The 13,213-nt window shown below is 54.8% G+C and carries 14 protein-coding genes and 1 tRNA gene; 10 read left to right on the top strand and 5 right to left on the bottom strand.

From position 1 onward, the window contains the following. Positions 1-101: 101 nt before the first annotated feature. Complete coding sequence (locus AQ1_RS15180; protein WP_150006926.1) at positions 102-296, bottom strand: hypothetical protein; 195 nt, start codon at positions 294-296, stop codon at positions 102-104. Between the two features lie 71 nt (positions 297-367). Between AQ1_RS15180 and AQ1_RS14925 the strand changes: the two genes are divergently transcribed. Further along, on the top strand, positions 368-586 hold the full coding sequence (locus AQ1_RS14925; RefSeq protein WP_313979738.1) for a hypothetical protein: 219 nt from the start codon (positions 368-370) through the stop codon (positions 584-586). Between the two features lie 147 nt (positions 587-733). Here AQ1_RS14925 and AQ1_RS11445 read toward each other — a convergent pair. After that, positions 734-823: transfer RNA gene (locus tag AQ1_RS11445), tRNA-Ser, on the bottom strand. A gap of 121 nt (positions 824-944) precedes the next feature. After that, complete coding sequence (locus AQ1_RS11440) at positions 945-3,518, bottom strand: TonB-dependent receptor plug domain-containing protein (protein WP_042087404.1); 2,574 nt, start codon at positions 3,516-3,518, stop codon at positions 945-947. Between the two features lie 639 nt (positions 3,519-4,157). Between AQ1_RS11440 and rplU the strand changes: the two genes are divergently transcribed. From rplU to AQ1_RS11400, 7 genes are all read left to right on the top strand, one after another. Continuing rightward, entirely contained in the window at positions 4,158-4,613 is a 456-nt protein-coding gene (gene rplU / locus AQ1_RS11435; RefSeq protein WP_042087403.1) for a 50S ribosomal protein L21, read from the top strand. Positions 4,614-4,641: 28 nt separating this feature from the next. Next, complete coding sequence (rpmA, locus tag AQ1_RS11430) at positions 4,642-4,902, top strand: 50S ribosomal protein L27 (protein WP_042087402.1); 261 nt, start codon at positions 4,642-4,644, stop codon at positions 4,900-4,902. A gap of 185 nt (positions 4,903-5,087) precedes the next feature. Then, complete coding sequence (obgE, locus tag AQ1_RS11420) at positions 5,088-6,230, top strand: GTPase ObgE (RefSeq protein WP_081837295.1); 1,143 nt, start codon at positions 5,088-5,090, stop codon at positions 6,228-6,230. Then, entirely contained in the window at positions 6,217-6,906 is a 690-nt protein-coding gene (locus AQ1_RS11415; protein ID WP_313979696.1) for a nicotinate-nucleotide adenylyltransferase, read from the top strand. Before obgE ends, AQ1_RS11415 begins: the two co-directional genes overlap by 14 nt. A gap of 3 nt (positions 6,907-6,909) precedes the next feature. Then, positions 6,910-7,305 (top strand): ribosome silencing factor, encoded by a 396-nt coding sequence (gene rsfS, locus AQ1_RS11410; RefSeq protein ID WP_042087399.1) that lies wholly within the window; start codon positions 6,910-6,912, stop codon positions 7,303-7,305. Positions 7,306-7,541: 236 nt separating this feature from the next. Continuing rightward, positions 7,542-8,489 (top strand): DMT family transporter, encoded by a 948-nt coding sequence (locus tag AQ1_RS11405; protein ID WP_042087397.1) that lies wholly within the window; start codon positions 7,542-7,544, stop codon positions 8,487-8,489. Positions 8,490-8,588: 99 nt separating this feature from the next. After that, positions 8,589-9,347: an SDR family NAD(P)-dependent oxidoreductase gene (locus tag AQ1_RS11400; protein ID WP_042087412.1), complete on the top strand. Its 759-nt coding sequence runs from the start codon at positions 8,589-8,591 to the stop codon at positions 9,345-9,347. A gap of 163 nt (positions 9,348-9,510) precedes the next feature. Here the strand turns inward: AQ1_RS11400 and AQ1_RS11395 are convergent, their stop codons facing one another. After that, complete coding sequence (locus AQ1_RS11395; RefSeq protein ID WP_042087395.1) at positions 9,511-10,317, bottom strand: SDR family oxidoreductase; 807 nt, start codon at positions 10,315-10,317, stop codon at positions 9,511-9,513. 61 nt (positions 10,318-10,378) lie between these two features. Continuing rightward, positions 10,379-11,587, bottom strand: coding sequence for a CaiB/BaiF CoA transferase family protein (locus AQ1_RS11390; protein WP_042087394.1), 1,209 nt, complete (start codon positions 11,585-11,587; stop codon positions 10,379-10,381). 164 nt (positions 11,588-11,751) lie between these two features. On the opposite strand from AQ1_RS11390, the gene AQ1_RS11385 reads away from it, so the two are divergent. Together AQ1_RS11385 and AQ1_RS11380 are read left to right on the top strand one after the other, a co-directional pair. Further along, on the top strand, positions 11,752-12,255 hold the full coding sequence (locus AQ1_RS11385; RefSeq protein WP_042087410.1) for a MaoC family dehydratase: 504 nt from the start codon (positions 11,752-11,754) through the stop codon (positions 12,253-12,255). 86 nt (positions 12,256-12,341) lie between these two features. Further along, entirely contained in the window at positions 12,342-13,067 is a 726-nt protein-coding gene (locus AQ1_RS11380; protein WP_042087406.1) for a flavodoxin family protein, read from the top strand. Positions 13,068-13,213: the final 146 nt, after the last annotated feature.

Here is a 13,213-nt window from a genome sequence, read left to right as displayed (position 1 = left end):
AGTTGGAGCCTCCGGCAATCCCGGGGCGGTTCATGCACCTATTTCGGTATCCACCAAATCAGCAGTCGGCCAGACATCAATATCATGATACCGCATGCTACTCACCTTGAACCACCCAGGAGGATATTCTCTTCAGTTTGCTTCTTCTGAGCAGCTTCAGCCGCCGATTGCCTTTCATAAGCTTGCATAAGTGAGTTGTGGATGAAACGCAGGTTCGCCTCAAAACTCAAATGTTTTGCGGTCAAATCGAAAGGACTCGGCTCATCGGCAGCAAAAAAGTGAGGGCGGCCCGCCACGCAAAGGGCCTTAGTCAGAAAGAATTGGCAGCGGCCATTGACCCGACCGCTCTGTCCATGCGGTCTCTCAGATTGAGCGTGGCGTGAATTCACCCAGCGTCGAAACCCTGGCCCTTTTGGCCAGAGAACTTCAGGTCTCTATGGAAATACTTGCCGCAATACCAAGCCCTTCGGCCAAATCTAAAACTGCACGACGGGAGGGGCTTGAATTTTCACTCTTGGCTGAAGTGGATCGGCTCAATGACAAGCAACTGGAAGCCCTTATCACCGTTGATCGGACCTACAGCTAAGGGTTTTGTGGTGCCATTTTTGCGCAGATCAAGCCAAATCAATGCCCAAAAACCCAAATAAACTCAGGTTTAGCCATTTTCATATGTGGGTAAATTAATGGGTTAGCGCCTGCTATTTATTATAACCCATTGTATTATAAAGGAAGCTGGCGGAGAGAGAGGGATTCGAACCCTCGGTACCCTTGCGGGTACAACGGTTTTCGAGACCGCCCCGTTCGACCACTCCGGCACCTCTCCTTGGGCGAGGCGGGAACCTAATCGAAGTTTTTGCCAAGCGCAAGCTGATTGATCACAATAATCAAACCAAATTCGAGCCGGGGCATTTTCCCCCCGGCCCGAGATGATTTATAGCCCCATACTACCAGCTTAAAGTGGCCCGGGCATAGATGAAGCGGCCATTAAAACCAAAGGGCGAAAAGCTTGAAAATGGCAGAATCTCGTTAAAAATCGAGAAATTTCCATTGCCGTCAGGCCTTGGCCCAAAGGGCGAGACATCGGGCATTTTATCAAACAGATTATTCGCCCCGGCCGCCAATTGCAGCCATTCCTTGAAATCATAGCGCAGTTCGATATCGGTGATCCATGCGCTGTCGATGATTTCATCCGTCACTTCAGTGCTTCCCGGGTCCAGCGTTTCACCAAAGCGGGTGAAGCGCAAAGTGGCCCCCAATTCATCGAGCAGCCAGTTTACCGCCAGATTGGTTTTGGTTTTGGGCTGACCTTTTTCAAAGCGAAGCTGTTCCAAACGGCCAAACAGATCTTCCCCTGTGAGATTAGCCTGTGCCAATGGACCCGGTGCGGCCAAAAGCTCGGTGACATCGGTTTCATTGTAATTAAAGCCACCGGTAAAGCGGAACAGGCCGAAATCATCGGTTTCATAGCTATAGGTTGCCACCACATCCACGCCCGTGGTGCGGGTATCGATGCCATTGATGAAGAACCGCGCCCGCTGCACGCCGGTGATGCCAATGCCTTCCAAAAGGGGGACCACCACATTGGAGGGCAGATTTTCGGTGAGAACAATCCGATCATCGATCTTGATCCGGTAGAAATCGACCGCGATATTCAGCCCCGGCAAAGGATCAATTACGAAACCAGCCGAGAGATTGAGCGATTCTTCGGCATCAAGGGGTGTGGCACCCAGCGCCACCGCCACATCGCTTCCCACCGGGAAGGTGCCCACTTCATTGGGAACGCCATCGATGAAATTGGTGGCCGTGGAGGTGAAAAACTGCTGCGACAAGGACGGCGCCCTGAAGCCCGATGAGACCGCACCGCGCAAGGCCAAGCCATCAATCACCTGATAGCGAGTCGCGAGCTTGCCATTCAAGGTTGAGCCGAAATCCGAGAAATCTTCAAACCGGCCAGCAATCGCGATATTCCAGTTTTCCGTGATGTCGGCATCGAAATCGGCATAAACCGCCCAGCTATTGCGATCGCCGGTCACTTCATTGCTGGGCTGAAATCCTGGGAAAACCTGCGAGCCTGCGGCCCCGGGGAATGGCCCCTGGATAAAGGATGCGGTCTCGCCCGCCTTCACCTGATAACGCTCATCACGATATTCCGCCCCGAAGGCCACGGAAACCGGATTATCCAAAAAGCCTACATCCAACATGCGCTGCACATCGGCATTGGCCACATAATGCCGAAACCGCAGACCGCCGGCATCAAATTCAGTTTGGCTGAGCGGCCCGAGCGAGGTATTCAGGCTGTTTTCAACGCCGAAATTAAACTCGTCCTCGCCATAAACGAAGCTTGTGTCAAATTGCCACTCACCAAGCGATCCACGCACGCCAGCCGCAGCCGACTGATCCTGAACATCGGTGACAATGAAGGGCAAGAAGCCATTAGGCTGCACTTCGGGCGTATTGCGGCTGTCATTGGGCCGCCGGAAGAAAGCGGCGCTTTCCCCTTCGCGATCACCAAGGCTGGCAAAGGAATAAAACTCGATCTCATCCGTGATATTATAGCCCATATTATAAAAGACCGAGATATCCTGCACATCCGCATTCCCAAAGCGGTGATTGAGACGATTGGCCGTGATTTCTCGCGGATCATCAACACTGAATTGGACGCGCGGATCAAAGCCCTGACGATTGGTGGGATTGCGATCGCGGAATTCGCCGCTGACATTGAAAAAACCGCGCTCGCCAATGGGAAGGCCGATATTGCCCTGAATCGTCAAGGTTTCCCCATCATTGACCGAACGATCCTTGCCCGTGGGAATGAGCTGCACATTCCCCCGGCTATCGAGCAAAGGGCGTCCATCGGGGCCGGTGGCAACGCCGGAAAATTCAGGAACCCCTGAAATGGTGGTGACATGCTGACCATAGGTGGCGCTGAGCGATCCCCCCTCGGGAGCCGTTTTCAGCACCACATTGATGACGCCTGCAATGGCATCAGAGCCATATTGCGCCGCCGCCCCATCGCGCAGCACCTCGATCCGCTCGATGGCACTGGCGGGGATCATATTCAGATCCACCGCGCTTGATCCACGCCCAACCGAGCCATTGACATTCAAAAGCGCACTGGTATGGCGGCGCTTGCCATTCACCAGAACGAGCGTGTGATCAGGGCCAAGGCCGCGCAATGTGGCCGGCCGGGTGGTATCGGTGCCATCGGTGATGGACGGCAGCGGAAAATTGAAGCTGGGCAAAAGATTCGCCAGAATCTGGTTCGTTTCGGTAAAGCCCTGCCGATTGAGATCGGCCGCGGTCAGTACATCGATGGGCACCGCGCTATCGGCAATCGTGCGATCAAGCCGCCGGGTGCCGGTGACCACGATCTGCTCGAGGGCAACAAAATCACCATCGTCATTATCGCTTTGGCTTTGCGTTTGCGCCTGCACGCCATGGCCCAAAGTGGCGCTGAAAGCCAATGTTGCCCCCAGCGCCGTGCTGCGGCCAAATTTGGCCAGAATCGTGTTTTTCATGAACGTTTCCTCTTTTCATTCAGTAAGTTAGTTTTTTCTTGCCTGATGCGCCCGTTTCTTGGCTGTGCTCGTTTCTCACCCGCCACCCTCAGTTTTTGCCTGCTTTATGCTGAAGGCAGATGGTTCGGATAAGAAAAGCACAAGGGCTAATCGCTTAACCCGAAAGAAAATACCTTTTTACGAGTATTTTAACTCCTTTAATTTATGTATGTTTGCGGCAGCGCACAACGGAAAAGAAAATATATTTCATAAATTATATCTAAGGCAACAGATTAGAAATTATTTCTTCATAAAAAATGCATCAAAAAAATGCTGTGGGCCGGATTTAACTTCATTAAAGGGTCTTGGGAAGCATTCAACCCACTATAATCATTCTCTGCCAAGGGCCGAAATCATCCCTGCGCCGGCCCTGGGCCAAAGCTGATCTTTCATGGGTTCTTGACTTTATATGAGAGGGTGGATAAACACGGGCCTTCATCGGTGCACCCTATGGGATGGTGGCGGTTTTGCTGCTTTGGCACGGGCTGTGCCAGCAGGATGAAAATGACAAACAGCCTGCGGACATCGACCTCCAAGCGCGTGCCCCCTCGGGGAAGATCGCCCGGTGATTTGCGGCGTAGAATGATGAAAGTGAAACCTATGTTCGCAGTCGTAAAGACCGGCGGCAAGCAATATAAGGTGTCGGTTGGTGACGTTGTCATCATCGAACGCCTTCAGGGCTCGGCCGGAGATACCATTGTCCTTGATCATGTTTTGATGCTGGGTGATGGCGATAAATTGGAAGTTGGCACCCCCACCCTTGCGGGCAAGGGCGTGACCGCTGAAATCATTGAGCAGGGCCGTGGCGATAAGGTCATCGTTTTCAAAAAGAAGCGCCGCCAGAATTATCGGCGGAAGCGCGGCCATCGTCAGGATCTGACCGTATTGCGGATCACCGCGATCGGCGATGAGAGCGGCAGCGCCAAAAAGGCAGCAGCCCCCAAAAAAGCCGAGGCAGATGCGCCGGCTGAAGCCCCTGCAAAAGAAGCAGCGGTGAAAAAAGCCCCCGCAAAAAAGACAGCCGCCAAAAAAGCAGCCCCCAAAAAGGCCGAATAAGGCGCAAGTGATCAAGGAGTAAGACGAGATGGCACATAAAAAGGCAGGCGGTTCCTCCCGCAACGGTCGCGATACCATTGGCAAGCGCCTTGGCGTCAAGAAATTCGGCGGCGAAGTTGTCGTTCCCGGCAATATCATCGTGCGTCAGCGGGGCACCAAATGGCATCCCGGCACTGGCGTTGGTTTGGGCAAGGATTACACTATCTTCGCCATCATCGAAGGCAATGTGGTGTTTCGCAAGACTCGCGGCAAAACAACCGTGAGTGTGGCGCCCTCTGCTCAGGCATAAGGCTGCTGCGGCCAGCCCTTTTTATCTGATGGCATGATCTTGTCATCGGATCTGTTAAAAAGAGCTGGGCCAGCAAAAGCCGCTGACGATAAAACCTTATGGAAGAAGGGGATGGCATACCATTCCCTTTTTTCGTTTGCCGCACAGGGCGCAATCTGTGCCAATTTCCTTGGAAGATATAGGCGATGAAATTTCTCGATCAGGTCAAAATTCATGTGCTTTCGGGTGCGGGCGGGCATGGCTGCATGTCATTCCGTCGCGAAAAGTTCGTTGAATTTGGGGGCCCTGATGGCGGCGATGGCGGACGCGGTGGCCATGTCATCCTCGAAGCCGTGGAAGGCCTCAATACCCTGATCGATTATCGCTATCAGCCCCATATCAAAGCAGGGCGCGGCCAGCATGGCATGGGCCGCAATATGACCGGCGCTTCGGGCAAGGATATCATTCTGCAGGTGCCGGTGGGCACGCAGGTCTATGATGGCGATGGGGAATTCATGATTGCCGATCTGCTCTCACCGGGTGATCGCATCCAATTGGCGCGGGGCGGCCAGGGGGGGCTTGGCAATACCCATTTCAAATCCTCCACCAATCAGGCTCCCCGCCGGATTACCAAAGGCGGCGAGCCCGAAGAACTCGATGTTATTTTGCGACTCAAGCTTTTGGCCGATGCCGGGCTTGTGGGCCTGCCCAATGCGGGAAAATCCACCTTTCTGGCCGCCACCACCCGGGCCAAGCCGAAAATTGCCGATTATCCCTTCACCACACTCACCCCGCAATTAGGTGTCGTGGGCTTGAATGATCGTGAGTTCGTGCTCGCCGATATTCCGGGATTGATCGAAGGGGCCAGCGATGGTCTGGGCCTTGGGGATCGTTTTCTGGGCCATGTGGAACGCTGCGGCGTGCTGGTGCATCTGGTGGATGCCACCAGCGATGATGTGGCTGCCGATTATGCCACCGTGCGGGCCGAGCTTGAAGCCTATGGCCATGGGCTGGCCGAAAAGCCCGAGATCGTGGCCTTAAGCAAATGCGATGCCCTGATCCCGGAAATCCGCGAAGAAATCCATGCGGCTTTGATGGCCGAGGCGCAAAAGCTGGTGGCATTTTTATCCAGTGCCAGTGGCGAAGGCGTCAGCGCCCTGCTCTCGCAGGTGCTGGGCTATATCGATGCGGCGCGCGGCATTGAAAATGAACTCACCGCACCGCCATCGCGCGATCCTTCTCTTGACGCCCCCACGGCATCAAGCCTTAAAACCAAAACGGTGCCGGATCAAATCTCGGATGATCAAGGGCAAAGCTGGTCGCCCTTGGGGACGGATGATGTCTCTTGAGGGGCTGCGATCAAGCCCGCCCCGCCCCCCTGCCTTTCCGCCATTGACCGGGGCCGCGCGCTGGCGCGGGCGAAAAATCGGCCTGCTTGGGGGATCGTTCAATCCCGCCCATGAAGGCCATCTGCATATCAGCCTTCACGCCCTTAAACGTTTGGGACTGGATGATATCTGGTGGCTGGTTTCGCCGCAAAATCCTTTGAAAAGCACCGATGGCATGGCGTCTTTGGACAAGCGCATGGCCAGCGCCCGGGCGATCATCGGCCGCCATCCCCATCTTCATGTGACCGATATCGAACACCACCTGGGCACAAGATACAGCATCGATAGCATCCAAAGCCTGCAAAGGCTTTTGCCCCACAGCCATTTTTTGTGGCTGATGGGTGCGGATAATCTGCAACAGTTTCCGCGCTGGCGGCAGTGGACCGAGATTATGGGGCGGATGCCACTTGCGATTTTTGATCGCGAACATTATTCTAGGAATTGTCTGACGGGGAAAGTCGCCAGCCGATACCGTCGAGGCCGATTGAATGAAGGAGCCTTGAAGTCCATTGCAACAGCAAAGACACCGGCATGGATTTTCCTTCCCCTGCGCAGACATCCGGCATCTGCCACCGAAATCCGTGAAGCGCAGCCTGCGTCTTCGCCGTTTTCCGTTGCAATGAATTCAAAGGAGTAAAGTTTGCACGCCATCGAACCGACGCCCGGCGTCACATCCAAGGCCGTTGCGGCAAAGCCCGACGATCTTCTGGACATGGTTCTCAGCACGCTCGATGAACATAAAGCGGAAGAGATCGTATCAATCCCGCTTTCGGGCAAATCCAGCATTGCCGATCATATGGTGATCGCCAATGGTCGCTCTGGCCGTCAGGTGGCCGCTTTGGCCGAACATGTGATGCGCACCTTGCGCGATAATGGACAGGGCCGCGTGCGCGTGGAAGGACTGGCGCAAGCAGATTGGGTTCTGATCGATGCGGGCGATGTGATTGTGCATCTGTTCCGCCCTGATGTGCGCAGCTTTTACAATCTGGAAAAAATGTGGGGCGCTGATGTGGGCCCTGACACTACATCGCATTGAGGTTGCAGCCCATTAAAGCGTCGGCCCATTAAAGCTTCAAGCGATTAGACTGGGGCCTGAAAGAGGGCATGAAGCAGAGATTGGCCACGTGATCGGTCTGGGATGTGTTTTGCCCTGATCCCCTGCTGGGGCGCTGCGGGAACCGGGATCCTTTTCCTCATTTTTTGGGAAGGGCTTTACAGTGCTGACCTTTTTTTGACAGGAATAAACACGACATCCGATGGACAATCCACATCGTGAAACCCCGCAACAGTCTGAAAGCCCGCACCCCCCCTTTGAAACCTGCAACATCTGTGGAACGCTTTAATCTTTTGCCTGACAAAGTTCGGGCGATCTGCTGGATGCTGACGGCGTCCCTGCTCGTGACCACCATGGGGGCGATGGTCAAATATATGGGGCAATCGATCCCCGTTTCGCAAATGGCAACGGTTCGATCGGTTTTTCTGGTGCTGGCCATCCTGCCTTTCATGCTTCGACAGAAACGAGCGGTTTTTCATCCCGGACGGCCCGGCCTTTTGCTGGCCCGGGCGGCCACCTTGGTGATTGTGAATGTGGTTGGCTTTTGGGTGCTCACCCGCCTGCCTTTGGCTTATGTCACCGCCATTTCCTTTTCCAAACCTTTGTTCATTGCCGTTTTGGCGCTTTTCTTTTTAGGGGAAAGGCTGGAACTGCATCGCACTATGGCCACATTGATTGGCTTCATGGGGGTTTTGGTCATGCTCAACCCTGCAGGCGTGGCTTTGGCCGCGGGCGAAGGCATGGCCGCCCTTGCGGCTTTGGGGGTGGCCTTTACGATGGCGGTAGGGGTTATTCTGGTCAAACAGCTGGCGGCCAGCGATCATCCCAATACCATCATTTTTTATGGCAATGTGCTGGTGGTGACCTCCCTTGCCATTCCGGCTGCCTGGTTCTGGGTTGATCTTGATGCGCAACAATGGGCCTTGCTGCTCACTTTGGGGCTGGTGGGGCTGGCCTCACAAAGCGCCTTCATTCGCGCTTATCAGACCGCCGATGCCAGCTTTGTCGCGCCCTTTGAATATGTGCGTTTGATCTCAGCGGCGGCGGCAGGCTATATCTTTTTTGGTGAAAGCCCCGATATCTGGACGGCTTTGGGCGCGGCGCTGATCATCGGATCAAGTTTCAGCATGGCTCGAAAAGCCCAGAAAACTGAGAGAAAAAGCTGAAAAACCGGCAAGGCTGGCGTGGCTTTTATGAGCCTGCTTGATCCCGATCCCGGGGCGTGGCATTCAATGAAAAACAGCCAACCAACAGGGACCACAGCCATGCAAATCGAAAACACAGCCATCATCATCACGGGCGGCGCATCGGGGCTTGGGGGGGCAACCGCCCAAAGGCTTGCCCAAGCCGGCGCAAAGATCGCCATTTTTGATCGTGATGGCGACAAGGGCAGCGCCCTGGCCAAAAGCATCGGCGGCCAATTTTATCCGGTGGATGTGACCGATGAACAATCGGTGGCGCATGCTTTGGATGAAGCGGAAAAGGCCCATGGTGTGGCGCGGGTTCTGATCAATTGCGCCGGGATTGGCGCGGCGGCCAAAACTGTGGGCCGGGGCGAGCCGCATCCCCTTAATCTGTTTAAAAAGGTGATCGAGGTCAATCTGATCGGCAGCTTCAATTGCCTGCGCTTGGCGGCGGCAAAAATGCTTGCGGCTGATATGGTGGGCGAAGAACGCGGGCTGATCATCAATACCGCCTCTATCGCGGCTTTTGATGGGCAGATTGGGCAGGTGGCCTATGCAGCATCGAAAGGGGGCATTGCGGGGATGACCCTGCCGGTGGCGCGCGATCTGGCCGATAAGCAGATCCGCTGTATGACCATTGCGCCGGGGCTGTTTTTAACCCCGCTTTTGATGGGCCTTCCTGAAGAGGCGAGGGAAAGCCTTGGCCGATCCGTACCCCATCCCCATCGTTTGGGCGATCCTTCGGAATATGCTTTGCTGGCTGAACAGATTATCCTTAATCCCATGCTGAATGGCGAAACCATCCGCCTCGATGGGGCTTTGCGCATGGCGCCGCGCTAAGAGCGGTGCCCAACAAATGAGACGCCGCGCTAAGAGCGGTGCCCAACAAATGAGACGCCGCGCTAAGAGCGGTGCCCAACAAATGAGACGCCGCGCTGAAGGCGCGCGCCCAACACATAAGGCGCCGCGCTTAGAGCGGTGCCCTTGCGTCTATCTGATATGCCTATTCCGCGCGCATTTTGGCCGATAAGGCAAAGACCGCGCGCGGGGCCAGGCGCTTGAGCCACAGGGCTTTCATCTCGCGCCCCTGCCCCACGGCGATTTCCGGCAATCCGCGTTCAAATCCCCGCGCGATCACCTCGGCGGCGGCCATGGCATCCATCCCGCCCGCAATGGATGCGGTTTGCCGTCCATGGGCTGATCCATCGCCCTTCAGGGCAAATTTCGATATATTGGTATTGATGAAGCCGGGCACGATGGTCGTTACCTTGATATTGTGGCTGGCCACTTCCGCCCGCAAAGCATCGAAAAAGCCCATCACTGCGTGTTTTGCGGCACAATAGCCCGTGCGTAATTGCGCCCCGATCTTGCCCGCCACCGAAGCGGTGACCGCGATATGCCCATGGCCCTGCCGGATAAAAATCGGCAGCAGCTTTTTGGTAAGCGCCACGGGCGCGAAAAAATCCAGCTCCATCACCGCGCGATAAACCGCCATATCGGTCTCGATGGCGAGGGATCGCTGGCTGATCCCGGCATTATTGATCAGCATATCAAGATGGCCAAAAGCCGCCACGGCTTGTGCCACCACATCATCGAGGGCCGCTTCATCCAAAGCATCAAAGGGCAAAATGAACAGAGCATCAGCCTTGGTGCCGGCCGCCATGATCTCATCACGCACGCGCTTCAACTCAGCCTCGCGCCGGGCCGATAAAATCAGCCGCGCGCCGCGTTTGGCCAATACCTTCGCCAAAGCTTCCCCAATGCCTGATGAAGCCCCGGTGATCCACACGATCTGATGATCGAATTTCATCCTATTTGTCCTATTCCGCTGATCATTTCTGATGGTCTTTCCACAGATTTTCGTCGCACCCTCAGCCAATCGCCCCTTTTTCCCGCAGGGACGCCCGGGCCGCCTCATCAATCCCGATTTCTTCCAAAATCGCATCGCTATCCGCCCCCAACAAAGGCGGAGGCAGGCGATAGCTGACCGGTGTTTTCGATAAATGGATGGGGCAGGCAACAGTGGGCACATCCACCCCCAAGGGATGGGCCATATCCACCCGCATCTGGCGGAACCTGGCCTGTGGATCGGCAAAAGCCTGGGCAATGCTATTGATCGGGCCATGGGGCACATTCACCGCCAAAAGCTTGGAAAGCCAATGCTCGGTGCTTTCACGCCGGATGATCTCGGCCAGTTGGGGCACCAGAAGATCCCGATGGCGTACCCTGAGATCATTGGTTTCAAAGCTTGGATTGCGCGCCAGTTCTGGGGCACCAAGAGCATCGCAAAAACGCTTGAACTGGCGATCATTGCCAACACAGACGATGATATAGCCATCGCTGGTTTCAAAATCCTGATAAGGCACGATATTGAGATGGGCATTGCCGATCCGCTTGGGGCTTTCTCCGCCGATCAGATAATTCATATTCTGATTGGCCAGCCAACCCATCTGGGTATCAAAAAGCGCCATATCCACATGCTGGCCCTCGCCCGTCTGATCCCGATGCCTAAGCGCCGCCAGAATGCCGATCACCCCATACATGGCCGTGGTGAGATCCGCCACCGCCGCCCCCACCTTGGTAGGCGGGCCATCGGGTTTGCCGGTCACGCTCATCAATCCCGATAGGCCCTGCACGATAAAATCATAGCCCGCCTGATCAGCATAAGGCCCGCTTTGCCCAAAGCCCGTGATCGAGCAATAAACAAGCCCCGGATTGATGGCCGACAGGCTTTCATAATCCAGGCCAAAGCGCGCCAGATTCCCGAGCTTGTAATTTTCGATCAGAATATCGCTTTTTGCCACCAGATTGCGGATGATCGCCTGCCCATCAGGATGCGCCAGATCAACACAGATGGATCGTTTATTGCGATTGGCCCCCAGATAATAGGCCGCCTCGCGATCCTTGCCATCCTTGTCCTTTAAATAGGGCGGCCCCCAGCTTCGGGTATCATCGCCGGTAATGGGCCGTTCCACCTTGATCACATCCGCTCCCAGATCCCCCAGAATCTGCCCGGCCCAGGGGCCTGCCAGCACCCGCGAAAGATCCAGCACCCGCAGATTTGATAATGCACCCGTCATCGATCATCCCATTCTTTTCAGCATCAAGGCCCATAGCGGCCGGCAAACTATCGCACTATCACCCGGCTTTTGGCCAGTGTGTGATGGCCCCCGAAAGCGCAAGCTTGCCGCACCGCAGCAATAGTCCTAGTCTTGGGGTATCGATCAGCAGAAAGGCAGATATCATGGTGCAACGGCATGAAGATATGGGGCAAAATCGTTATCGCGAAAGTTTCGGGCGATGGTTTGATGAATTTAAAGTGGGCGATATCTATGAACATCGGCCGGGCCGCACCATCACGGAAAGCGATAATACATGGTTTTCCCTGCTCACCATGAACACCCATCCCCTGCATTTTGATGCGGAATATGCCAAGCACAGCGAATTTGGCCGCCCCCTTGTGGTATCATCCTTCACCGTTTCCCTGCTTTTGGGGATGAGCGTTTCTGATGTCTCTCAAAAAGCCATTGCCAATCTTGGCTGGAAAGAGATTCAGATGACCGCGCCGGTTTTCGTGGGCGATACCCTTTATGCCGAAAGCGAAGTGCTGAACGTGCGCGAGTCCAAATCCCGCCCGGGTCAGGGGATTATAACGGTCCGCACATTGGGCAAAAACCAGCATGGCACCATCGTTTGCAGCTTTGAACGCTCGGTCCTGATCCCAAAAAAAGACCATGGCCTTGAATAAAACAGCTTAAAATGGGAACAATTTGGGATAAGCAGCATTTATATAGGGCCAAGACCCTAGATATTCCAATCAAAAAGGAGATATCCGTGACAGAACAATCCGCCCAAAACCGTGATTATTCCGATCTTTCGGCGCTTTTCCTCAACTGTACTTTGAAGCCCTCCCCCAAACAATCGCACACCGAAGGGCTGATTGACGTGTCGCGAAAGATCATGGAAAAGCAGGGGATCAAAACCGAAGTCATTCGCCCTGTTGATCATCGCATTGCCCCCGGGGTTTATCCCGATATGACCGAGCATGGCTTTGATCATGATGATTGGCCCAAGATCCAGAAAAAGGTCATGGCCGCCGATATTCTGGTCATTGGCTCCCCCATCTGGCTTGGCGATAAATCAAGCGTCTGCGCCCAAACGATTGAGCGGCTATATGGCTTTTCCGGGGAATTGAACGAAGCCGGGCAATATGCCTATTATGGCCGAACGGGTGGCTGCATCATCACCGGCAATGAAGATGGCATCAAGCATTGCGCCATGAATATTCTTTATAGTTTGCAACATCTTGGCTATGTTATCCCGCCACAGGCCGATGCTGGCTGGATTGGCGAGGCGGGCCCCGGGCCATCCTATCTCGATGAAGGATCAAGCGGGCCGAGCAATGATTTCACCAATCGCAACACCACCTTTATGACTTGGAACCTGATTCATATGGCCCGCATCCTGAAAGATATGGGCGGCATTCCCGCGCATGGAAATCAGCGCTCGGAATGGGAAGCCGGAAGCCGATTTGATTTTGAAAATCCTGAATATCGATAAAAACGCGGCAAAAAAAGGACCTGAAAAGGACGATTTCACAAGCCCTCTGACAAGATAGCCATGGCCATTAAGGCATCAATAATGCCGGGGTAAAGCTATGCCTGAAAGTTGGAGACGGCGTGATCAGGCGGCGGCTTGAAGTTGCT

It is taken from the genome of Iodidimonas nitroreducens (assembly GCA_000710935.1).
GTDB lineage: Bacteria > Pseudomonadota > Alphaproteobacteria > Sphingomonadales > Rhodothalassiaceae > Iodidimonas > Iodidimonas nitroreducens.
This window is presented reverse-complemented; position numbering and strand designations above follow the sequence as displayed.

What these genes read in the sequence shown, in the direction of transcription:
- AQ1_RS11440 (WP_042087404.1), bottom strand. Translation starts at nt 3,518, where the DNA reads ATGAAAAACACGATTCTGGCCAAATTTGGCCGCAGCACGGCGCTGGGG.
- rplU (WP_042087403.1), top strand. Translation starts at nt 4,158, where the DNA reads ATGTTCGCAGTCGTAAAGACCGGCGGCAAGCAATATAAGGTGTCGGTT.
- rpmA (WP_042087402.1), top strand. Translation starts at nt 4,642, where the DNA reads ATGGCACATAAAAAGGCAGGCGGTTCCTCCCGCAACGGTCGCGATACC.
- obgE (WP_081837295.1), top strand. Translation starts at nt 5,088, where the DNA reads ATGAAATTTCTCGATCAGGTCAAAATTCATGTGCTTTCGGGTGCGGGC.
- AQ1_RS11415 (WP_313979696.1), top strand. Translation starts at nt 6,217, where the DNA reads ATGATGTCTCTTGAGGGGCTGCGATCAAGCCCGCCCCGCCCCCCTGCC.
- AQ1_RS11400 (WP_042087412.1), top strand. Translation starts at nt 8,589, where the DNA reads ATGCAAATCGAAAACACAGCCATCATCATCACGGGCGGCGCATCGGGG.
- AQ1_RS11395 (WP_042087395.1), bottom strand. Translation starts at nt 10,317, where the DNA reads ATGAAATTCGATCATCAGATCGTGTGGATCACCGGGGCTTCATCAGGC.
- AQ1_RS11390 (WP_042087394.1), bottom strand. Translation starts at nt 11,587, where the DNA reads ATGACGGGTGCATTATCAAATCTGCGGGTGCTGGATCTTTCGCGGGTG.
- AQ1_RS11385 (WP_042087410.1), top strand. Translation starts at nt 11,752, where the DNA reads ATGGTGCAACGGCATGAAGATATGGGGCAAAATCGTTATCGCGAAAGT.